Here is a 21,590-nt window from a genome sequence, read left to right as displayed (position 1 = left end):
GTGCGAGGGTGAACGAGGTCGTACCGGTGTCCGTGCCCGTCGACGGGCTGCTGTCGGTCGCCTGGCTGGTGATCGCGCTGCCGCTGGCCGGCGCCGCGCTGCTGCTGCTCGGTGGCCGGCGCACCGACCGCTGGGGGCACCTGCTCGCCACCGGCACCGTGGTCGTCGCGTTCGTGCTGGCCGTGGCGTGCACCCTGCAGCTGAGCGACCGGCCCGGGCACGCCGCCAGCGTCGACCTGTTCACCTTCATCCGCACCGGCGGGCTGGACGTGTCGGCCGGGCTGCTGATCGACCCGCTGTCGGCGGTGTTCATGCTGCTGATCACCGGGGTCGGGGCGCTGATCCACGTCTACTCGATCGGCTACATGGCCTCCGACCCCGGCCGCCGCAGGTTCTTCGCCTACCTGAACCTGTTCGTCGCGGCGATGCTGCTGCTCGTCCTGGGCAACAGCTACGTGGCGCTCTACGTCGGCTGGGAGGGCGTCGGGCTGGCGTCCTACCTGCTCATCGCCTTCTGGTACACCCGCCCGGCCGCCGCCACGGCGGCGAAGAAGGCCTTCCTGATGAACCGGATCGGGGACGTCGGCCTGGCCCTGGGGATCTTCCTGATGTTCGCCCAGCTCGGGACGACGTCCTACGCCGGCGTCTTCGGCGAGGTCGGCCTGCTCGCCGGCGGCACGGTCACCGCGATCGGCCTCCTCCTGCTGCTGGGGGCCTGCGGCAAGTCCGGCCAGTTCCCGCTGCAGGCCTGGCTGCCCGACGCCATGGAGGGCCCGACCCCGGTCTCCGCGCTCATCCACGCCGCGACCATGGTCACCGCCGGGGTCTACCTGATCGCCCGCAGCGCCCCGGTCTACGACGAGACGCCGACCGCCCGCACCGTCGTCCTGGCCGTCGGTGCGGTCACCCTGCTGATCGGGGCGATCGTGGGCTGCGCGTACGACGACATCAAGAAGGTGCTGGCCTACTCCACGGTCAGCCAGATCGGCTACATGTTCCTGGCCGTGGGGCTCGGCCCGGTCGGCTACGCCGCCGGCATCGCCCACCTGCTCACCCACGGCTTCTTCAAGGCCGGGCTGTTCCTCGGCGCCGGCTCGGTGATGCACGCGATGGACGACCAGGTCGACATGCGCCGCTTCGGTGGGCTGGCGAAGCGGCTGCCGGTCACCTTCGTCACCTTCGGGCTGGGCTACCTGGCGCTCATCGGGTTCCCGTTCCTGTCCGGCTACTGGACCAAGGACGCGATCATCGAGGCGGCGCTGGACCGCGGCGGCTGGTCGGGCTGGGTGCTCGGTGGGGTCGCCGTCCTGGGCGCGGGGCTGACCGCCTTCTACATGACCCGGCTGATGCTGATGACCTTCTTCGGCAAGGCCCGCTGGACCCCGGGCGTCCACCCGCACGAGTCGCCGCCCACCATGACCGCGCCGATGGTGGTGCTGGCCGTCGGGTCGGTGGCCGCCGGCTTCCTGCTGGTGCAGGTCTTCCCGCTGGCCGAGTGGCTGGAGCCGGTGTTCGGCGAGCCGGCGGAGGCCGCGCACGTGGTCGCCCCCGCCGTCGTCGGCGCAGTGGTCACCGCGGTGATGGCGCTCGGTGTGCTGGCCGCCTGGCTGTTCGTCGGCCGGCGGGAGGTGCCCACCACCGCGCCGGCCCGGGTCTCGCCGGTGGTCACCGCTGCCCGGCGGGCGCTCTACGCCGACACGGTCAACGAGGCCCTGGTCATGCGGCCGGGCATCTGGCTCACCCGGGCGCTGGTCTGGCTGGACAACCGGGGGGTCGACGGCGTGGTCAACGGCGCCGCGGCGGCCCTGGGTGGCTCGTCGTCCCGGCTGGGCCGCGCGCAGACCGGGTTCGTGCGCAGCTACGCCCTGGGGATGCTCGGCGGCGCGGTGCTCGTCGCCGGGGCGCTGGTCGCGGTGACGACGGCATGAGCGGCGACGGCATGAGCGGCGACGGCACGAGCGCCCGACCCGGACGAGAGGTGGCCCCGTCATGACCGACGTCCCCTGGTTGCTGCTGATGATCGTCGTGCCGGCGGTCGGCGCCGCCGTGGTCGCCGCGCTGCCGGCCGCCCGCGAGACGCTGGCCCGGCCGCTGGCCCTGGCGGTCAGCCTGCTGGTGCTGCTGCTCGCCGTGCTGGCCACGGTGGCCTTCGACACCGGCGGCGACCGGTTCCAGCTGACCACCGCGGTGGCCTGGATCCCGGACTTCGGCGTCGACTTCGCCCTGGGTGTCGACGGCATCGCGCTGAGCATGCTGCTGCTCATCGGGGTGCTCGTGCCCGTCGTCGTCGGCGCCTCGTGGCACGAGACGCCGCCGCCCCGGCCGGACCGCGGGCCGCGCTCGATGCGGGCCTTCTGGGCCTGGCTGCTGCTGCTGGAGTCGCTGATGGTCGGCGTCTTCGCCGCCACCGACGTCTTCCTGTTCTACGTGTTCTTCGAGGCGATGCTCGTCCCGATGTACTTCCTGATCGGCAGCTTCGGGGGGCCGAACCGGCAGTACGCGGCGGTGAAGTTCTTCCTGTACAGCCTGCTCGGCGGGCTGGTGATGCTCGCCTCGGTGATCGGGCTGTACGTGGTCAGCAACTCCGAGCTGGGTGAGGGCACCTTCGCCTTCGACGCGCTGCGCCAGCTGGAGATCGACCCCGGGGTGCAGAAGCTGCTGTTCCTGGGGTTCTTCGTCGCCTTCGCGATCAAGGCACCGCTGGTGCCCTTCCACACCTGGCTGCCCGACTCCGGCGCCGAGGCCCCGATCGGTGCCTCCGTGCTGCTGGTCGGCGTGCTGGACAAGGTCGGCACGTTCGGCTTCCTGCGCTACTGCCTGCCGCTGTTCCCCGACGCCTCCCGGGACCTCGCGCCCTGGGTGCTGGCGCTGGCCGTCGTCGGGGTGCTCTACGCCGCGCTGGTGGCCGTCGGGCAGGACGACATGAAGCGGCTGGTCTCCTACACCTCGGTCGCGCACTTCGGCTTCATCGCGCTGGGCATCTTCGCCTTCACCACCGAGGCGGCCACCGGTGCGGTGCTCTACATGGTCAACCACGGCATCGCCACCGGCCTGCTCTTCGTGGTGGTCGGGATGGTCATCGCCCGCAGCGGCTCCCGCCGGATCAGCGACCACGGCGGCCTGGCCTCGCGGGTGCCGTTGCTGGCCGGGGTCTTCCTGCTGGCCGGGCTGGCGTCGCTGGCCCTGCCGGGCACCAACAGCTTCGTCAGCGAGTTCCTGGTGCTCATCGGGTCGTTCCCGGAACGGCCCGTGCACACGGTCCTGGCCACCCTCGGCATCGTGCTGGCCGCCCTGTACGTGCTGCTGATGTACCAGCGGGTCATGCACGGCCCCGCCCGCGGCGTGCTCGCCGAGCCCGAGCCCGAGCCCGAGCCCGATCCCGAGCCCGAGCCTCACCCCGAGCCCGCCGACCGGCCGGACGGCGGCGGCGCGACCGCGGTGCTGACCGCGCCGGCGCCGCCCCGCACGCGGCGGGTGCCCGACCTGTCCCGGCGCGAGGTCGCCGTGGTCAGCCCGCTGGTCGCGCTGGTCCTGCTGCTGGGCGTCCACCCGCAGCCGCTGATCGACCTGGTCACCCCGGCCGTGGAGGCCACCATGAGCGATGTCGGCGCCGACCCCGGTGGCAGCACCCCGCAGGCCGGCGGCACCGAGGGAGGGACCGACTGATGGACGGCGTCCAGGCCCCGGACCTGTCGTTCGCAGCGCTCGCCCCGCTGCTGTTCGTCTTCGGCGCCGCCGCGCTCGGCGTGCTGGTGGAGGCGTTCGCGCCCCGCGCCGTCCGGCACCCCGCGCAGGTGGCGATCGCGCTGACCGGTGCGGTCGGGGCCTTCGCGGCCACCCTGCTGCTGGCCGGCACCCGCGAGGTCACCGCCGGTGGGGCGCTCGCCGTCGACGGGGTCGCGCTGTTCCTGCAGGGCACGATCGCCGTCCTGGGGGCGCTGTCGGTGCTGCTGTTCAGCGAGCGCGCCCTCGACCCGGCCCGCTCGGCGTTCGTCGCGGTCGCCTCGGTGCCGGCCGGCAGCGCCCGGGACCGCGAGCTGGCCACCGACGAGCGGGTGCAGACCGAGGTCTACCCGCTGGCCTCCTTCGCCCTCGGCGGGATGATGCTGTTCACCGCCGCCAACGACCTGCTGGTCATGTTCGTGGCCCTCGAGGTGCTCAGCCTGCCGCTGTACCTGATGTCGGGCCTGGCCCGCCGCCGGCGGCTGCTGTCCCAGGAGGCGGCGGTCAAGTACTTCCTGCTGGGTGCCTTCGCCTCGGCCTTCTTCCTCTACGGCCTGGCGCTGGTCTACGGGGCCACCGGCAGCGTGCGGCTGTCGGCGATCCGGGACGCCGCCGTCGTCGAGGGCGGTGACACCCTGCTGGTGCTGGTGCTGGGCCTGGGCCTGCTGGTGGTCGGGCTGATGTTCAAGGCCAGCGTGGCGCCCTTCCACACCTGGACGCCGGACGTCTACCAGGGGGCGCCCACCGCGGTCACCGCCTTCATGGCCGCGGCCACCAAGGTCGCCGCCTTCGGTGCCGTGCTGCGGCTGCTCTACGTGGCCTTCGGCACCGCCGAGTGGACCTGGCGGCCGCTGGTCTACGCCCTGGCGATCACCTCGATGGTGGTCGGCGCCGTGCTCGGGCTCACCCAGACCGACGTCAAGCGGATGCTGGCCTACTCCTCGATCGCGCACGCCGGGTTCCTGCTCACCGGCGTGATCGGGCTGGGCGCTGACGGCAGCGGGCCGGGGCTGGCGGCCACGATGTTCTACCTGCTCGCCTACGGGCTCACCACGCTCGGCGCCTTCGGCCTGGTCACGCTGGTGCGGTCGGGGGAGGGCGAGGCGACGCACCTGTCGCAGTGGGCCGGGCTGGCGCAACGCTCCCCGGTCGTCGCCGCGCTGATGGGCCTGTTCCTGCTCGCGCTGGCCGGCATCCCGCTCACCAGCGGGTTCACCGGCAAGTTCGCCGTCTTCCGGGCCGCGATCGAGACCGGCGCCTGGCCGCTGGCGGTGGTCGCCCTGGTCACCAGCGCGGTCGCCGCCTTCTTCTACCTGCGGATCATCGTGCTCATGTACTTCTCCGAGCCCGCGGCCGACGGGCCCACCGTCGGCGTCCCCGGCCTGCCCACCACGATCGTGGTGGCGGTCACCGCGGCGGCCACCCTGGTGCTGGGCGTGCTCCCCGGGTCGGTGCTGGACCTCGCCGACTCCGCGGCGGTGCTGGTCGGCTGAGTCGACGGGCCCGGCCGTCGCCGGTGTCCAGGCCTGTATCTTCAGCGGTTGATGACCGGAGCCGGCACCACCAGCCCGCGGGCCCGTGGACGCAGAGACCACCAGGAGACCCCGTTGTGGCACCGGCCGTCCACCCCGCCCTCGACCATCGGGCCGTGGCTGCCCGAGGGTGAGCTCGGCGACTCGCTGGCCGCGGGCCTGGCCCGGGTCGAGGCGTCGCTGGCCACGGCGGTCGCCAGCGACCACTCGTTCGTCAGCGAGGCGGCCGGTCACCTGATGTCCGCCGGCGGGAAGCGCTTCCGGCCGATGCTGGCGCTGCTGGCCGCGCAGCTCGGCGACGCCGACGCACCCGAGGTGGTCGACGCCGCCGTCGTCTGCGAGCTCACCCACCTGGCCACGCTCTACCACGACGACGTGATGGACGAGGCGTCCGTGCGCCGCGGCGCCCCCAGCGCGAACAGCCGGTGGAGCAACAGCGTCGCCATCCTGACCGGCGACTTCCTGTTCGCCCGGGCCTCGGACCTGCTCGCCGACCTCGGGCCCGAGGCGGTCCGGGTGCAGGCGAAGACCTTCGAGCGACTGGTCACCGGCCAGCTGCGCGAGACCGTCGGCGCGCAGGCCGGCGAGGAGCCGATCGACCACTACCTGAGCGTGCTCGCCGACAAGACCGGGTCGCTGGTGGCCACCTCGGCCCGGTTCGGCGCCTCGTTCGCCGGGGTCGACGCCGCCCTGGTCGCCGAGCTGACCGCCTTCGGCGAGGAGGTCGGCGTCGCCTTCCAGCTGTCCGACGACCTGATCGACATCGTCAGCGAGGGTGGCGCGTCCGGCAAGCAGCCGGGCACCGACCTGCGCGAGGGCATCGCCACCCTCCCGGTGCTGTTCGCCCTGGCCGGCGACGACCCGGCGGAGGCCCGGCTGCGCGAGCTGGTCGCCGGCCCGGTGGTCGACGACGCCGAGCACGCCGAGGCCCTCGCGCTGCTGCGCGACTCCGCCTCCCTCGCCCGGGCCACCGCGGTGCTCGAGGGGTACGCCGACCGGGCACGGGCCCGGCTCTCCGCCGTCCCCGAGGGCCCGGTCCGCGAGGCGCTGTCGGCGCTGTGCACGTACGTGGTGACCCGCACCAGCTGATCGTGCACGACCGGTCGCGGCCGGGGATGCTGGGCTGGGTGAACCGACGCACCCGTACCTCGACCGCCCTCGCCGGCCTCCTGCTGCTGGCCGCCTGCAGCGACGCACCCGGTGAGCAGGGGGAGGGCACCGGGACAGACGTCCCCGACGCCGCCGCCGCGAGCCCGTCGGCCGCGGTGCCGGCCCTGGACGTGGAGGTGGTCGCCGACGGGCTGGACCACCCCTGGGACGTGGCGCAGGCGCCGGACGGGACGCTGCTGTTCGACGAGCGCGGTGGCGGCCTGACCGCCGTCCTGCCCGACGGCGAGGTGCGCCCGCTCGAGGCGGACCTCGACGACCTGTTCGCCGACGGGGAGACCGGCCTGATGGGCCTGACCCTGAGCCCGGCGTTCGCCGACGACCGCCGCTTCTACACCTGCCAGGGCGTCGAGGAGGACGGTGGCGCGGAGATCCAGGTCATCGCCTGGACCGTCGACGCGGACTGGACGGCCGCCACCCGGGTCGCCGATCCGCTGCTGGGCGGCATCCCGGTCAACGAGTCCAGCGGCCGGCACGGCGGGTGCCGCCCCCGGTTCGACCCCGCCGGCCAGCTGCTCGTGGCCACCGGGGACAACGCGGTCGGCAGCAACCCGCAGGACCTGACCTCGCTGGCCGGCAAGGTGCTGCGCATCGACCCGCAGACCGGTGGCCCGTCGGCCGGCAACCCGTTCCCGGACGCCGAGGACCCCGACACCCGGCTGATCTGGAGCTACGGGCACCGCAACGTGCAGGGCCTCGCCGTGCAGCCGGGCACCGACCAGGTGTACGGCGTGGAGCAGGGCACCGGCGTCGACGACGAGGTCAACCGCCTGGTCGCCGGGGGCAACTACGGGTACGACCCCGACGGCGCACCCGCCGGGCCCGAGGGGGAGTACGACGAGAGCGTGCCGATGACCGACCCCGCCATCCCCGGCGCGATCGAGGCGGTGTGGTCCTCGGGCGACCCGACGATCGCGACCAGCGGGGGTGGCTTCGTCGACGGGGACGAGTGGGGCGGCTACGCCGGCGTGCTGATGGTCGGCGTGCAGAAGGACACCGGCGTCCTCGGCCTGCGCATCGACGACGAGGGCCGGTTGCTCGAGCAGTTCCGGGTGCCCGAGCTGGAGGACACCTACGGGCGCATCCGCACCCCGGTCCAGGGCACCGACGGCGCCCTCTACGTGACCACCGACAACGGCGACGGCGAGGACCAGCTGCTGCGGGTCACCCCCCGCGCCTGAGGCCCGAACGGTCGCCCGTCCCACGAGGGACGGACCGCGTCGCCACCGACCGTCCCTCCGAACACGAACGGCCCGTCCCCCACGTGGGGGACGGGCCGCTGCGTACCTCGTCCTGCGGAGCAGGACTCGCCAGGACGAGTGGGGCCGGAGGCCTCCGCGAGGAGTGCGCGAACAGCTCAGCGGCAGCCGGGCACGGCTCGTGGTGGCGGTGTGATCCGGAGGATCACCTCGTCCTCGTGATCCGGAGCATCACCGTGTCACGACACCGTCCAGCTGTCGCCGCCGGCCAGCAGCGCGTCCAGGTCGGCCGGCCGCTGCGCGGCGGCGTCCTCGAGCTGGTCGGCCATCATCCGGTCGTAGCTGGGCTTGGCCACCTTCCGGAACACGCCCATCGGGGTGTACCGCAGGTCCTGGCTGGAGAGCCGGGAGAGCGCGAACGCGTACGACGGGTCGTCCCGGTGCGCGTCGTGCACCACGATCTGCGACGCGTCGACCTGGTTGGTCTCGGCGATCCGCAGCCCGCCGAACTCGTCCCGGACGACGCAGGACGCCCCGTTCGGGCCGAAGACCAGGGGCTCGCCGTGCACCAGCGGGATGGTCCACATCGGACCGGTGTTCGGGTCCTTGAGCAGCTCGAACGCGCCGTCGTTGAAGATGTTGCAGTTCTGGTAGATCTCCACCAGCGACGTGCCCTGGTGCTCGGCGGCCTGCCGCAGCACGTCGGTGAGGCCCTTGCGGTCGGAGTCCATCGCCCGGCCGACGAAGGTCGCGTCCGCGCCGAGCGCCAGGGACACCGGGTTGAACGGGTGGTCCAGCGAGCCCATCGGCGTGGACTTGGTGACCTTGCCGACCTCGGAGGTGGGGGAGTACTGGCCCTTGGTGAGCCCGTAGATCCGGTTGTTGAACAGCAGGATCGTCAGGTTCACGTTGCGGCGCAGCGTGTGGATCAGGTGGTTGCCGCCGATCGACAGCGCGTCGCCGTCCCCGGTGACGACCCACACCGACAGGTCGGGGCGGGAGGCCGCCAGGCCGGTCGCGATGGCCGGGGCGCGGCCGTGGATCGAGTGCATCCCGTAGGTGTTCATGTAGTACGGGAAACGCGAGGAGCACCCGATGCCGGAGATGATGACCATGTCCTCGCGGGCGATGCCGAGGCTGGGCAGGAAGCTCTGGACCGCGTTCAGGATGACGTAGTCACCGCAGCCCGGGCACCAGCGCACCTCCTGGTCGGTCTTGAGGTCCTTGGCCTTGAGCGCGGTCTGCTTCGGGCCGTTCGCCGCGACCGAGGCGTCGATGGCGCCGGCGATCGTGGTGACGTCCGGGCCGGCCGGCATGCCGAGGTCGTGCACGTGCGCGTTGGTGGACTCGATGGCGGTCACAGGGCCGCTCCCGTCTGTGCAGGCACGTCGAGGATGGTGGTGTCGGTGTGGTCGGCCGTGGCGGGCGTCCCGGTGGTGCCGTCGATGACGTCCTGGAACACCGCGGCCAGCTCCGCGGCGCGGAACGGCAGACCGCGCACCTGGGTGTGGCTGTGCACGTCGACCAGGTACTTCGCGCGCAGCACCATGGCCAGCTGGCCGAGGTTCATCTCGGGGCAGACCACCCGGTCGTAGCGGGCGAGGATCTCGCCCAGGTCGGCCGGGAGTGGGTTGAGGTGCCGCAGGTGCACCTGGGCGACGGACCGGCCCGAGGCACGGATCCGCCGGCAGGCGGCGCCGATCGGGCCGTACGTGGAGCCCCAGCCGATGACCGCGACCCGGGCGTCGCCGTCCGGGTCGTCGACCTCGGTGGCCGGGATCGAGGCGGCGATGCCGTCGACCTTGGCCTGGCGGGTGCGGGTCATGAAGTCGTGGTTCTCCGGGTCGTAGGAGATGTTGCCGGTCCGGTCGGCCTTCTCCAGCCCGCCGATCCGGTGCTGCAGCCCGGCGGTGCCGGGCACCGCCCAGGCCCGCGCCAGCGTCTCCGGGTCGCGCAGGTAGGGCAGGAACTCGCCGTCCTCGCCGTTGGGCTCGGTGGCGAACTCGGTGCGCAGGTCGGGCAGCTCCGATGCCTCCGGGATCGACCACGGCTCGGCGCCGTTGGCCAGGTACCCGTCGGACAGCAGGATCACCGGCGTCCGGTAGGTCAGCGCGATCCGGGCGGCCTCGAGCGTGGCGTCGAAGCAGTCGCCGGGGGAGCGCGGGGCGATCACCGGCACCGGGGCCTCGCCGTTGCGGCCGTAGAGGGCCTGCAGCAGGTCCGACTGCTCGGTCTTGGTCGGCAGGCCCGTGGAGGGGCCACCACGCTGGACGTCGACGATGAGCAGCGGCAGCTCGGTCATCACCGCCAGCCCGATCGTCTCGGCCTTCAGCGCGACACCGGGGCCCGACGTCGTCGTGACGCCCAGCGCCCCGCCGAAGGAGGCGCCCAGGGCGGCGCCGATGCCGGCGATCTCGTCCTCGGCCTGGAAGGTGCGCACGCCGAAGGACTTGTGCTTGGACAGCTCGTGCAGGATGTCGCTGGCCGGCGTGATCGGGTACGCCCCGAGGAACACCGGGAGACCGGAGCGCTGACCGGCCGCGACGATCCCGTAGGCCAGCGCCTGGTTGCCGGAGATGTGCCGGTACCTCCCCGGCGCCATCGGGGCGGGCTTGACCTCGTAGGAGACCGCGAAGGCCTCGGTCGTCTCGCCGTAGTTGAAGCCGGCCCGGAACGCGGCGATGTTGGCCGCGGCGATCTGCGGCTTGCGCCGGAACTGGCGCTCCAGGAAGCGGACCGTGCCCTCGGTGGGCCGGTGGTACATCCAGCTGAGCAGGCCGAGGGTGAACATGTTCTTGCTCCGCTCGGCCTCCTTCTTGCCCAGGCCCGAGTCGGCCAGCGCCTCGAGGGTCATCGAGGTCAGCGGCACGCTCACCAGCTGCCACTTCTCCAGCGAGCCGTCCTCGAGCGGGTTGCTGTCGTAGCCGACCTTGGCCAGGTTGCGCGAGGTGAACTCGTCGGAGTCGGCGATGAGCAGCCCGCCGCCGGGCAGGTCGGCCAGGTTGGCCTTGAGCGCGGCCGGGTTCATCACGACCAGGACGTCGGGGGCGTCACCCGGCGTCATGATGTCGTGGTCGGCGAAGTGCAGCTGGAAGGAGCTGACACCGGGCAGGGTGCCCGTCGGCGCCCGGATCTCGGCCGGGAAGTTCGGCAGCGTCGACAGGTCGTTGCCGAACGAGGCGGTCTCGCTGGTGAAGCGACCGCCGGTCAGCTGCATGCCGTCGCCGGAGTCGCCGGCGAGGCGGATGACGACGCGGTCGAGCTCGACGACGCTCTTGACCAGCCCGCCGGGAGCGGAGCTGTGCACGGGGGTGTCCACGGCGGGGTCCATGCTCGGGGCAACGTCGCTCGCGGCAGAGCTGATTCCGGGGTTGGTGCCAGTCATGTGTGTGAGGTACCTCCGACCCGCCAGGTTACGTGCGGGCCGGCCGTGCCGACTCGCCGTCGGAGCAACGTGAGGGAAGGCACACAGGGTTGCCTTCCCTGACCGGTGGGCGCACGGGCACCGGGGGAACGGCGATCGGGGCGACCGCGTTCTACGGCTCGTGCAACGGTGGAACAACGGTCTGAAGACGGCGGTGCTGCTCGGCCTGATGGCCGGCGTCATCCTGCTGGTCGGCAGCGCCTTCGGTCGGGGCGGCCTGCTGATCGCCCTGCTGATCGCGCTGGGCGTGAACGGCTGGGCGTGGTTCAACTCCGACAAGCTCGCGCTGCGCGCGATGCGCGCGTTCCCGGTCACCGAGACCCAGGCGCCCCAGCTCTACGCGATCGTGCGCGAGCTGGCCACCGAGGCCCGTCAGCCGATGCCCCGGCTCTACGTCAGCCCGACCAACCAGCCCAACGCCTTCGCCACCGGCCGCAACCCCCGCAACGCCGCGGTCTGCTGCACGCAGGGGATCCTCGAGCTGCTGGACCGGCGCGAGCTGCGCGGCGTGCTCGCCCACGAGCTCTCGCACGTCTACAACCGCGACATCCTGATCAGCTCGGTGGCCGGGGCGATGGCCACGGTGATCACCTACCTGGCGCACATGGCGATGTTCGCCTCGCTGTTCGGTGGCCGGTCCGACGACCGCGAGGGCGGCGGTGCGCTCGGTGGCCTGCTCCTGGTCTTCCTCGGCCCGGTCGCCGCCGGGCTGGTGCAGATGGCGGTCAGCCGCAGCCGCGAGTACCAGGCGGACGCCTCCGGGGCGCAGCTCTCCCACGACCCGCTGGCGCTGGCCAGTGCGCTGTCCAAGCTCGAGCGCGGGGTCGCCGCCCGCCCGCTGCCCCAGGACGACCGGCTGGTCACCCAGAGCCACCTGATGATCGCCAACCCGTTCCGCGGGCAGGGCATGGCCTCGATGTTCGCCACCCACCCGCCGATGGCCGAGCGCATCGCGCGGCTGCAGCAGATGGCCCGGGAGCTCGGGCAGCACTGAGCCGCTGGTTCCCTACCCTCGGGCCGTGCGGTACATGGCGATCGGGGACAGCTTCAGCGAGGGCATGGGCGACGAGCTGCCCGACGGCTCGGTGCGCGGATGGGCCGACCTGGTGGCCGCCGGCCTGGCCGCCACGGTGGACGGGCCGGTGCACTACGCGAACACCGCGGTGCGCGGCCGCCTGCTCGCCCCGGTGGTCAGCGACCAGCTGGAGGCCGCGCTGGCCATGGTCCCGGCGCCCACGCTGGTCACCCTGAACGGCGGGGGCAACGACATGATGCGGCCCAGCTGCGACGTGGCCCGGCTGGTGGAGCTGACCGAGCAGGCAGTGCTGCGGTGCGCCCGGGCGGGGGTGCGGCTGGTGCTCGTGAGCGGCGCCGACCCCACGGGCCGGCTGCCCTTCGGCCGCACGATGCACCGCCGGGGGGCGGCGCTGACCGCGGCCGTCGCCGAGCTGGCGGCCCGGCACGAGCTGACGTTCATCGACGTGTTCGGTGACGAGGAGCTCCGCCGTCCCGGGTACTGGTCGGCGGACCGGTTGCACCTGGGTCCCGCCGGTCACCGCCGGGTGGCCGGCCTCGTGCTCGACGGGCTGGGCCACCCGGTGGCCGGCCACGCGGTCGACCCGGCCCCGGCCGGGGCCCGGCGACTCGGCGCCGAGGCCCGCTGGTACCGCGAGCACCTGGTGCCCTGGGCGCTGCGCAAGCTGGCCCGCCGCTCCTCCGGTGACGGCCGTACCGGCAAGCACCGTGACTGGACGCTGGTGCCGGTGGGCCCGGCGCTCCTGGCGGACGAGCCCAGCCGCTGAGCCCGCGTCCGGGCGGCGGGTCGTCGGCCGAGCCGCGAGCCCGCGCGGCGCCCGGCCCGGTGGTCCGCCGGGACCGCGCCCCGGCGGACGGCCTGGTGGCCGTCCGCCGGGCGCCCGCACGGACCACGGGGTCGACGCGCGTCCCGGCGACAGGGTCAGCGGTAGTTGTCGTACTGATCCGCTGCTTCCGATTGCATGCGATCTATCGATAGATAGGGTGTCTGACCTGGATTTTTGTGATTGAGCACCACTGGTCGATGACGGTCGGGATCGGGCGAGTTGCGGACTTTTTGCGGACTCCTGCGGACTGGCTGCGGACTGAGATCGTCCGTTCCGTGACACGCCTGGGCAAGGCAGCAGTCAACCGTCCGCCGCCAGTTGAGCGGCTTTTGAACTAGGTGTGACACGACCGAGATCGCGTATGATGCGCCGCGAAGGTCTCGACGCGAGGAGCACGGTGGAGCAACCGCAGGACGACATGAGCGCACCGGTGCGGGCGATCGAGGGCATTGCCGAGGTATTGGAGCGTCGCAGCACCGAGGTCCTCGAGGCGTGGAGCCGGCGGACTGAGACGGTCGCCGGCGCGAGCGGCGCCAGAGACCTGCGGCGCGACGGGGCAGCGATCCTGTCCGCGCTGCGGACGGCACTTGAGGCCTCGGAGGAGCAACCGGACCTTGCGCCCGTTGTCGGCCTGGTGAGCGATTTCAGTCTGCGCCGCAGTCGGCAGGGCACCCGGCCGGCCGAGACCGCTGCGCTGTTCCTCGGTCTGCGGGAGGCGCTGCTGTCTCAGTTGAGCCTTGCAGGCAGTAGTGAGGACGGTTTGACCCTCGCGCGTGAGGCCGCTCGGCTGGTGGACGACCTGGCCCTGGGCTCGTTCGACAGCTTCCTCGCCGGCCGTGAGGACGTGATCTCGCAGCAGGGCGAGCAGCTCCTGGAGCTGTCCACACCGGTGGTGCGGGTCTGGGACCGGGTGGTGGCCGCGCCGCTGGTCGGCACGCTGGACAGCGCCCGCGCGCAGGTGGTCATGGAGTCGTTGCTGCAGGCCATCAGCGATGATGGCGCGCTCGTTGCGATTCTTGACATCACCGGGGTCCCGACGGTCGACACCCTCGTCGCGCAGCACCTGTTGAAGACGGTGGCTGCGACGCGGCTGATGGGCGCGGACTGCATCGTGAGCGGCATCGCGCCGCAGACCGCGCAGACGATGGTGCAGTTGGGCATCGACCTCAGCGAGGTGACGACGCGTGCCTCCCTGGCTGATGCCCTCGTTCTCGCCATCGCCCGGGTGCAGGCGCACGTCGACCGTTTCGCGAAGCAGTGACGTCGGTTCCTGTCGTTCGTTTCCGCGACGTCGCCGTCGCCGCGATGCAGGAGGATATCGACGACCGCAGTGCCCTGGCGCTGGCTGACCGGCTGGCGCAGGAGGTGGCCGGCAACGGTGCACGGACGGTTCTGGTGGACGTCTCGGCCGCGCAGATCGTCGATTCGTTCATCAGCCGCGTGATCGTGGACATCGCCCGCGTCTGCCGGTTGCTTGGCGCACGGGTCGCGGTCGTCGGGATGCGGCCCGCCGTGGCGATCACGCTCGTCGAGCTCGGGCTCACACTCGAGGGGGTGCGCACTGCCCTGACGATCGACGATGCGCTGGACGCACTGGAGGACGGTGCCGGTGGCGACGGTTGGCGCGACTGAGACGCTGCCGGTGCGAGGCGGTGACGACGTCGTCCGGGTCCGCCATCGGGTCCGCGACCTGGCCACGTCGCTGGGCTTCGATCTCGTCGCCCAGACCCGCCTCGTGACCGCCGCCAGTGAACTGGCGCGGAACACCCACACCTATGGCGGGGGCGGGATGCTGACGATCAGCGAGCTGGACGACGGCCGGCGCCGGGGACTTCGACTGGAGTTCGTCGACGAGGGCCGCGGCATCGCCGACCTGCGCCAAGCTCTCACGGACGGTTGGAGCAGCGGTGGTGGACTGGGTCTGGGGCTCAGTGGAACGCGGCGGCTGGTCGACGAGTTCGTCATCGAGTCGGAGCCGGGACGGGGAACACGCGTGGAGATCACCCAGTGGCTGCGCCGTCGCTGACCGTCGCCCAGTGCTCCGTGCGTCTGGACGTGGCAGACGCCGGGATGGTGCTGGTCGCCCAGCAACGAGCGCGGCAGGTCGCGGCCCTCGCCGGTCTGGACGACGCCGGTGTCGACGCGGCGGCGCTCGTGGCAGCGGAGCTGGCCGGCAACGCGCAACGGCACGGAGCCCGCGGTCAGTTGGTGATCCAGCCCTCGGCGGAGGACCGCGCGGTCGACGTCGTCGCGCTCAACAGTGGACGCGGCATGGAGGACTGGGCGCGGTCCTTCACCGACGGGTTCTCGACGGCCGCAGGCTCGCTGGGCTCGGGTCTGGGCGCGGTGTCCCGTGTGGCCACGGCGGTCAGCGGCGCGGCCGACGGGCACGCAACGGTCGTGAGCGCACGCATCGGGCCGCCTGGGCACTCCGCGACGGTCGCCGGCCTCGGATTCCCCTGTAGAGGGGAGCGGGTCAATGGTGATGCATGGGCGTGGTGGGTTGATGAGGACGGCGTTTTCGCCGTCCTCGCCGACGGGCTCGGGCACGGTCCCGACGCCGCTGCCGCCGGAGCAATAGCGGTCGCCGATCCCGAGGAGCTGGCGGGACTGCCGCTACCGGAGGCCGTGCGGCGGATCCATGATCGACTGCGTGGCAGCCGGGGGGCAGCGGTCACGGTGGCTCGTCTGCGGCGGGCACCGGACGACGGTCACGAGTTGCTCGCCGCTGGGGTGGGGAACGTGGCGGTCGCCGTCGTCTCCGCCGACGGGCTGGTGCGGCGCACCCTGATCGGGCACGGAACCGCGGGGCTGACCATGCGGACCCCCGTGGAGACCAGCACCCCCGTACCTGACGATGGCGTGGTGGTCATGCACTCCGACGGACTCGTGAGCTCGTGGGACCTGCGCGATCGACCGGGCGCGCTGGCCCCACCTCCGATGGTCGTCGCGGCGACGATGATGCGGGATCACGAGCGCGGTAGCGACGATGTCGGGATCGTCGTGCTCCGGCCGGAGGCGGCGTCGTGACCGACCTCCTGCAGCTGCGCTTGCGCCGTGGAGGCGACCTGGTGCGGGTCCGGGCGAGCGTGCGCCGTGCGGGGGCGCTGCTCGGGCTCAGCGACCAGGACCAGGTGCGGCTGGCGACCGCGGCCGCCGAGGTCGCGCGGCAGAGCGCCGCTGACACCGATGAGGTCAGCCTGCGGCTCCAGGTGGGTCCGGGCCCCGACGGCGTCGATGTGCTGTGTGCCGTCTTCCAGCTGCCCAAGGCTGGGGCTGTTTCCCGCCCGGACACGGTCGAGGTGGTCGGCCGCCTGCTGGATCACTACGAGCACGACGACCGCCGATGGGTTCTCTGCAAGCGCCTCCCCGGACCCTCTGCGGTGTCCGCCGACGCTCTGGATGCGGCCCGGCGACAGCTGGCCGTCGACGTGGAGGTCGACCCCGTCGAGGCCCTGAGCGAGCAGAACGGCGAGCTGGCGAGCGCACTCGCCGAACTGCGCACCCGCGAGAGCGAGTTGCTGCGCCTCAACGACGAGCTGGCGGAGACCAACCGAGGCGTCCTGGCGCTCTACTCCGAGCTGGAGCACTCGGCAGAACGGATCCGCCTTGCCCAGCGCGAGGTGTTCACCGAGCTGGAGAACGCGCTGCGGCCTCCACCGCCACCGCTGCCCGATATCGAGTTGGCCATCCGGTACGTGCCTGCGCAGACCAACTCACCCACCGGCGGCGACCTCTACGACTGGCTGGTCCTGCGCGACGGTCGCCTGCACGTCACAGTCGTCGATGTCGTCGGGCACGGCGTCGAGAGCACCCGCGCCGCCCTGGACGTCACCCACGCGCTGCGCACCCTCAGCCGTGAGGGACACGAGCTCGCCGAGCTCATCGCCCGCGCCGACGAACTGCTGGAAGGCACTGGTGCACTCGCCACCGTCCTGCTCGCGCGCCTCACACAGGACACCGGCGAGCTCGAGCTCGCCGGAGGAGGTCACCCCCCTGCGCTCCTCATCCCCGCGGACGGTGACCTGGAGTACATCGAGGCCAAGGGACGGCCGATCGGCTTCCCAGGCGCCGGCAGCCTCGGCGCCAGCAGTGTCCGGCTGGGGCGAGGGGACACCGTCGTCCTGTACACCGACGGGGTCATCGAGACCGGATCCGACATCGACGAGGGACTCGATCTCCTCCGTGCGACCGCGGGGCAAATGCGCCACGCCGAGCTCGACGAGCTCCTCGACGGCCTGCTGTCCTCGGTGCGCGAACGTGCACCACTCAAGGACGACGCGCTGCTCCTCGGTCTGCGGCGACTCTGAGCAGATGCGTCAGCCACCTCGCAGCCAGGTTCCGGTTCAGCCAGGCCATACGGGAGCCGATGAAACAGTGGTGCGTCAATCGGCGCGGCCGGGTGAATTGGTGCTTCGGTGCCGATGAGGGGACTGTGGACTCGTGTCATGGACTGAGCAGCTGCTCCCGCAGCAGTCCGGCGGGACGCTGATGGGCTGCTGGGACTTGGTGGTTCCCAGCGACGTGTGCGGTGCTCGGCGCCGGCTGCGAGCCGCAGCGGCCGTCAAGGCCATCAGCGGTGCCCCGCCCGACCACTCCGTCGACGCCCCCGTCGAGGTCATCGAGGAGGCGGTAGAGGAGCTGCTGCTGGTGTTCGAGGAGCTGGCCTCCAACGGTCTGCGGCATGGGCAGGCGCCGGTCGTCGCACGGGTCCAGGCGGGGGCGGAGTGGTGGCTGGTGCAGGTGACCGACGCCGCGCCCAGCTGGCCGCCGCAGCCCGCCGTCGACCGCGACCCGGCGTTGGGAGGGCTGGGGCTGCATCTGGTGGCTCGGCTCAGTAGCGACTACGGGTGGAGCGTGCAGGGCGGCCGCAAGCACGTGTGGGCCTGCCTGCCGACACCGAGTGCTCGACCAGCGACCGGCGGCGACGTCTCCGCTGCGTGATCCGTTCAACCGAACCCGACGCCATCGAAGTGCGTCCAACTCGCGTCAATTCAGAATGGCCTTGGTGACGGCTGCTTGTTCGGTTAGGACGGCGCCGATGATGCTCTGGATTCGTCGATTCGTTCGACGGCGGTCCCATTTCGGCGAGCGCGGTGGTGACCAGGTCGACCTCAGCCCGGATTGCTTTGATCTTGACGTCCACCTCGGTCGTTGCCGTCGCGGTCTTGTTGGCCAGCTCCTTGACTTCGTTGGCGACGACGGCGAAGCCGCGTCCTGCCTCGCCGGCGCGGGCGGCTTCGATCGTGGCGTTGAGCGCAAGGAGATTGGTCTGCGCGGCGATGCCGTGATGACCTTGCTGATATCCGCGCTGGACTCCCGGAGGCTGGCCACCTGCCCCTGCCGTCACTGCTCTGATCGAAGCGCCCGAGGCCGGAAGGTGCAGGTATGTCTGGCGTCCTGACGGGTACGCGGCTTCATCTTGCTGAAGACGCCCCTCCGTGGAGTCTTGAGAGCTGCTTCTTGACCGGCGGCGACCTTGCAACCTGGCTCCGGCACGTCCGTCACGTCCGCCCCGCAACAGGAGCGTCACCTCGCCAGAGGAGGATGAACCGTGACATCCCACGAGTCCGGCACCCCTTCCAAGGACCCGATCCGGCAGCTCCTGCGGGAGTGCCCTGCTGTCCGCGGACGAGGTCGCACCCGTCGTCGCCGCGCGCGCCGCCGACCTCGGCTTCCCCGAGGCGGTCATCTACCTGGTCGACTACGAGCAGGTCTCACTGCTGCCCCTTCCGGGCCACGGTGTCCCGCCGCGCCAGGAACTGTCGATCGAGGGAACGGTCGCCGGACTGGCCTACCGGCGGATGCAGGGTGGCCCACACGGAACGGCCCGGCAGTGGACACCATATGTGGCTTCCGTTGCTCGACGGCGCCGAGCGCCTGGGTGTCATGGAAGTCCAGGTCGAGGCGGCCACGGCCCAGGCCGATGACGAGGCCGCAACCTGGCATCGCTGGTGGCCGAGCTCCTCGTCGTCAACGACCTGTACAGCGACACCTTCTCCCGGCTCCGCCGGCGGCGGGTGATGACCCTGGCTGCTGAGATCCAGTGGGATCTCCTGCCGCCACTGACCTTCGCCACGAACCGCTTCGTGATATCCGGCGCCCTGGAGCTGGCCTACGAGATCGGCGGCGACACCTTCGACTACGCCGTCACCAACGACACCGCCGACGTCCTCGTGCTCGACTCCGTCGGGTACGGGCTGGCCTCCGCGCTGTTGGCCAGCGCCGCCGTCGGCGCCTACCGGCATGCCCGCCGCAGCCAGCTTGACCTGTCCGAGACCAGTCACGCCCTGGACGCCGTCATCGCCCAGCAGTTCAGCGCCAGTCAGTTCGCGACCGCAGCGATCGTGCGCCTGGACTTGGAAACGGGTCAGCTCCGCTCAGTCAACGCCGGGCACCCCGCGCCGCTCATCCTGCGAGGAGGGTCGCTTCTGCATCCTCTCGCGTGCCCGCCGGCCCGGCCGCTGGGCCTGCAGTCGGGCAAGCCGCTGGAGTGTGAGACTCGGCTAGAGCCCGGTGACCAGGTGCTGCTGTACACCGACGGGATCGTCGAAGCGCGCTCGCCCACCGGCGAGTTCTTCAGCGAGGAACGCCTCGCCGACTTCGTGCTGCACGCCGCGGCGGCCGGTGACGCCGCCCCCGAAACCGTCCGGCGGCTGAGGCGCCAGGTGTTGGCGCACCAGTCCGACCAGCTGCAGGACGACGCCAGCATCGTTCTGCTCGGATGGCGGACCGGACGCGAGCTGCGCCTGCTCGAGTGAGCGGCGGCCAGTTCCCCACCACCAAGCATCCGACGGCTTTCCCGTCGAATACCCGTTCGTGGAGTCGCTTGCACCGGAGCAGCAATACTGGCTGATCCAGCCGCTACTCGCTGCGGGCGTGGAGCTGGAGCAGATCCGCGTCCTCGTGTTTCGCCTCGCCTTCGAAACCGTCACCAGCGGGGGCCGCGACACAGTCATGGGCGCCAGCAGCGTCGTCAGTGACCAGCCACCAGAAGCTCAGGCGGCATGGGCGACGGTGATCGGCCGGATGATCGCGGTGCACACCCCGGACTGATGGGAGCCGCCCGACCTCGCCCCCCCGTGTCGCACCTGCGACAGCCCAGAGGCGGGCGAACAGTGTCGACAGGTGGCGCGGGACGCGTGCGCCGAAGTGGGGACCATGATTTCACCGACGGACCGTCTACTCGCGAGAGCGGCGGATCGAGGCTCAGGGCCACCACGGTCAGAGCGCCGAACCCGACGAGTGCGGGGCCCTGCATGTGCGTCCGTCGTCGGGCGCCACGCCGGAGTCCCAAGGCGACCAGTGCGAGCCGGTCAGACCCAGCCCGGCGTCCGCACCGCCCTCGGCCTGCGCTGGCCGGGCCGGGAGCCGGCGTGGGGAATGTCGTAGCGCGCGCCTGGCGTCGTCCGACGCCGCCAGCGGCCGGCCCCCTGCTGCCCTCGTGGTCACCTTTGGCGGCCCCTCCAGATCGAGGCACTGTCGGACGGAACCAGGTCCGGTCGCTCCTACGGATCGCGCGTCGCTAGGTTCTCGGACGGCCACGCGCGCCCGGTTCGATCCTGGGCAGCGGACAGCATGCAGGTCTACCTCACCCCACTCGGGGCTCACCAGGTTCTCGGCGTCTCGGAGAGCCAGGTGGCTCGCTGACTGGCGTTGGCTCATCGCTCGTCGGGGTGAGCGCATCCGCGCACGACTGCGGGGCGTGAATCCGATAAGGCATCCTCGGTGCAGCCGCGGATGTCCCGGGCCGCGAGTGTCGAGAGAGGCTCGTGTCGATCGCCGGTGAACTGCCCGTTGACGAGGTGGCAGTCGTGTTCGGGTGGATGCGCCACCTCTGTGAGGAAGAGACTGCCGCTGAAGAATGGACCGTCGAGGTGCTGCGCCGCTATCAGTGCAGGGAGGGCCCGAGGTGGCTGCAGCGGCGAGACGGTCTGCTTCGCTTGCGCTACTTCGCGGCGAAGGTTGTCCTCGAACGCCGTGCCGAGTCTTGATCAGGGGTTGGGCAACAGCGGCCCCCGGCTGCCTGCAGCCCGTGGTCGATGAACGCCCACATTGGGCGGTGATCGCGCCGGCACCCGAAGCGGATGGGTCTCGGTGCCTGGATCCTGCCGGGCGTACTCACCCCAAGTGCCCAGGAACAGAGGGGTCTCTTTCAGAGCGCGCAGCGGCGCCAGCGGCTCGCCGTTGAGGTCGACGGCGAGTAGCGTGCGCTGCCCCGCGCGGTCGGCGAGCAGCGAAACCACCCAGCCCTCGTGCGCCTGGCCGTTCACGACCGGGCGCATCCATCCCATCGCTTGCTCCTCTCAGCGTCGCCGTTCCGGCGCTGCCGGAACCCGGTTCTGTTCGGCTTCTGTGGAGGACCGTCGTCGTCCACAGGCGGGGCTGGCCGCCGGGCCGCACCGTGTGCCCGAATGCGCAGCGGTCCGGTGTCCGGTCCCGCCGCTCTCCGATGGCGGCTATCGGCGGGGGGACTGGTCTGCTTGTGCGTCGATCCAGGTGCGCAGGTCGGTGCGGCGGTAGAGGACGCGCCGGCCGAGTCGGAAGCTCATGGGGCCGGTGCCGAGGTGTCGCCAGTACCGGAGGGTGGCGACGGGCGCGCGGAGCACGTCCGCGGCCTCGGTGATGGTGAGCAGCTCGGGTTCGCGTTCGGCGGTGGGGTCGGGCACGGCTGGCTCCGGGG

Annotated in this window: 20 protein-coding genes and 1 pseudogene; 16 read left to right on the top strand and 5 right to left on the bottom strand. The window is 71.9% G+C overall.

Translation table 11 applies throughout. The annotated features are described in order from the left end of the window. Positions 1-26 precede the first annotated feature (26 nt). The 5 genes from nuoL to ACJTNH_RS10015 all read left to right on the top strand — a co-directional run bounded on the left by nuoL (position 27) and on the right by ACJTNH_RS10015 (position 7,603). Positions 27-1,928 carry an NADH-quinone oxidoreductase subunit L gene (gene nuoL / locus ACJTNH_RS10035; protein ID WP_458175143.1) on the top strand — a complete coding sequence of 634 codons (1,902 nt, stop codon included), beginning with the start codon at positions 27-29 and terminating at the stop codon, positions 1,926-1,928. Between the two features lie 61 nt (positions 1,929-1,989). Then, positions 1,990-3,666: an NADH-quinone oxidoreductase subunit M gene (locus ACJTNH_RS10030; protein WP_458175141.1), complete on the top strand. Its 1,677-nt coding sequence runs from the start codon at positions 1,990-1,992 to the stop codon at positions 3,664-3,666. Next, positions 3,666-5,216 (top strand): NADH-quinone oxidoreductase subunit NuoN, encoded by a 1,551-nt coding sequence (nuoN, locus tag ACJTNH_RS10025; protein ID WP_458175139.1) that lies wholly within the window; start codon positions 3,666-3,668, stop codon positions 5,214-5,216. The genes ACJTNH_RS10030 and nuoN overlap by 1 nt, the downstream gene beginning before the upstream one ends. Positions 5,217-5,330: 114 nt before the next feature. Then, on the top strand, positions 5,331-6,344 hold the full coding sequence (locus ACJTNH_RS10020) for a polyprenyl synthetase family protein (protein WP_458175137.1): 1,014 nt from the start codon (positions 5,331-5,333) through the stop codon (positions 6,342-6,344). Positions 6,345-6,382: 38 nt separating this feature from the next. After that, the gene (locus ACJTNH_RS10015) at positions 6,383-7,603 is read left to right on the top strand and encodes a PQQ-dependent sugar dehydrogenase (RefSeq protein WP_458175135.1); all 1,221 of its coding nucleotides are present in this window, start codon (positions 6,383-6,385) and stop codon (positions 7,601-7,603) included. A gap of 257 nt (positions 7,604-7,860) precedes the next feature. On the opposite strand, the gene ACJTNH_RS10010 is transcribed toward ACJTNH_RS10015, so the two are convergent. Then, complete coding sequence (locus ACJTNH_RS10010) at positions 7,861-8,982, bottom strand: 2-oxoacid:ferredoxin oxidoreductase subunit beta (RefSeq protein ID WP_458175133.1); 1,122 nt, start codon at positions 8,980-8,982, stop codon at positions 7,861-7,863. Then, entirely contained in the window at positions 8,979-10,940 is a 1,962-nt protein-coding gene (locus ACJTNH_RS10005) for a 2-oxoacid:acceptor oxidoreductase subunit alpha (protein WP_458175131.1), read from the bottom strand. Before ACJTNH_RS10005 ends, ACJTNH_RS10010 begins: the two co-directional genes overlap by 4 nt. 226 nt (positions 10,941-11,166) lie before the next feature. Between ACJTNH_RS10005 and htpX the strand changes: the two genes are divergently transcribed. From htpX to ACJTNH_RS09965, 8 genes are all read left to right on the top strand, one after another. Next, positions 11,167-12,039, top strand: a complete 873-nt coding sequence (gene htpX / locus ACJTNH_RS10000) for a zinc metalloprotease HtpX (protein WP_458175129.1) — start codon at positions 11,167-11,169, stop codon at positions 12,037-12,039. Between the two features lie 34 nt (positions 12,040-12,073). Then, positions 12,074-12,847 carry an SGNH/GDSL hydrolase family protein gene (locus ACJTNH_RS09995; RefSeq protein WP_458175416.1) on the top strand — a complete coding sequence of 258 codons (774 nt, stop codon included), beginning with the start codon at positions 12,074-12,076 and terminating at the stop codon, positions 12,845-12,847. A 457-nt stretch (positions 12,848-13,304) separates the two neighbouring features. Beyond that, entirely contained in the window at positions 13,305-14,168 is an 864-nt protein-coding gene (locus ACJTNH_RS09990) for an STAS domain-containing protein (protein WP_458175127.1), read from the top strand. Continuing rightward, a complete protein-coding gene (locus tag ACJTNH_RS09985; protein WP_458175126.1) occupies positions 14,165-14,539 on the top strand; it encodes an STAS domain-containing protein in 375 nt (124 codons plus the stop codon). Before ACJTNH_RS09990 ends, ACJTNH_RS09985 begins: the two co-directional genes overlap by 4 nt. Then, the gene (locus ACJTNH_RS09980; protein WP_458175125.1) at positions 14,517-14,933 is read left to right on the top strand and encodes an ATP-binding protein; all 417 of its coding nucleotides are present in this window, start codon (positions 14,517-14,519) and stop codon (positions 14,931-14,933) included. Before ACJTNH_RS09985 ends, ACJTNH_RS09980 begins: the two co-directional genes overlap by 23 nt. A 44-nt stretch (positions 14,934-14,977) precedes the next feature. After that, positions 14,978-15,937: a SpoIIE family protein phosphatase gene (locus ACJTNH_RS09975; RefSeq protein WP_458175124.1), complete on the top strand. Its 960-nt coding sequence runs from the start codon at positions 14,978-14,980 to the stop codon at positions 15,935-15,937. Beyond that, positions 15,934-17,217 (top strand): PP2C family protein-serine/threonine phosphatase, encoded by a 1,284-nt coding sequence (locus tag ACJTNH_RS09970; RefSeq protein WP_458175123.1) that lies wholly within the window; start codon positions 15,934-15,936, stop codon positions 17,215-17,217. Before ACJTNH_RS09975 ends, ACJTNH_RS09970 begins: the two co-directional genes overlap by 4 nt. A 133-nt stretch (positions 17,218-17,350) precedes the next feature. Then, positions 17,351-17,851 (top strand): ATP-binding protein, encoded by a 501-nt coding sequence (locus tag ACJTNH_RS09965; protein ID WP_458175122.1) that lies wholly within the window; start codon positions 17,351-17,353, stop codon positions 17,849-17,851. A 169-nt stretch (positions 17,852-18,020) separates the two neighbouring features. Here the strand turns inward: ACJTNH_RS09965 and ACJTNH_RS09960 are convergent. Next, positions 18,021-18,241: pseudogene (locus ACJTNH_RS09960) on the bottom strand (methyl-accepting chemotaxis protein); the annotation flags it as partial. Between the two features lie 620 nt (positions 18,242-18,861). On the opposite strand from ACJTNH_RS09960, the gene ACJTNH_RS09955 reads away from it, so the two are divergent. The 3 genes from ACJTNH_RS09955 to ACJTNH_RS09945 all read left to right on the top strand — a co-directional run bounded on the left by ACJTNH_RS09955 (position 18,862) and on the right by ACJTNH_RS09945 (position 20,901). Then, entirely contained in the window at positions 18,862-19,668 is an 807-nt protein-coding gene (locus tag ACJTNH_RS09955; protein WP_458175121.1) for a PP2C family protein-serine/threonine phosphatase, read from the top strand. 58 nt (positions 19,669-19,726) lie between these two features. Beyond that, complete coding sequence (locus ACJTNH_RS09950; protein ID WP_458175120.1) at positions 19,727-19,963, top strand: hypothetical protein; 237 nt, start codon at positions 19,727-19,729, stop codon at positions 19,961-19,963. A 716-nt stretch (positions 19,964-20,679) separates the two neighbouring features. After that, positions 20,680-20,901 carry a hypothetical protein gene (locus ACJTNH_RS09945; RefSeq protein WP_458175119.1) on the top strand — a complete coding sequence of 74 codons (222 nt, stop codon included), beginning with the start codon at positions 20,680-20,682 and terminating at the stop codon, positions 20,899-20,901. On the opposite strand, the gene ACJTNH_RS09940 is transcribed toward ACJTNH_RS09945, so the two are convergent. Then, on the bottom strand, positions 20,902-21,201 hold the full coding sequence (locus ACJTNH_RS09940) for a hypothetical protein (RefSeq protein WP_458175117.1): 300 nt from the start codon (positions 21,199-21,201) through the stop codon (positions 20,902-20,904). Positions 21,202-21,366: 165 nt separating this feature from the next. Continuing rightward, the gene (locus ACJTNH_RS09935) at positions 21,367-21,576 is read right to left on the bottom strand and encodes a helix-turn-helix domain-containing protein (RefSeq protein WP_458175414.1); all 210 of its coding nucleotides are present in this window, start codon (positions 21,574-21,576) and stop codon (positions 21,367-21,369) included. Positions 21,577-21,590: the final 14 nt, after the last annotated feature.

The sequence above is a fragment of the Modestobacter lacusdianchii genome, assembly GCF_054177765.1.
The sequence above is the reverse complement of the archived record's forward strand: the minus strand, read 5'-3'. Positions and strand labels throughout refer to the sequence as shown.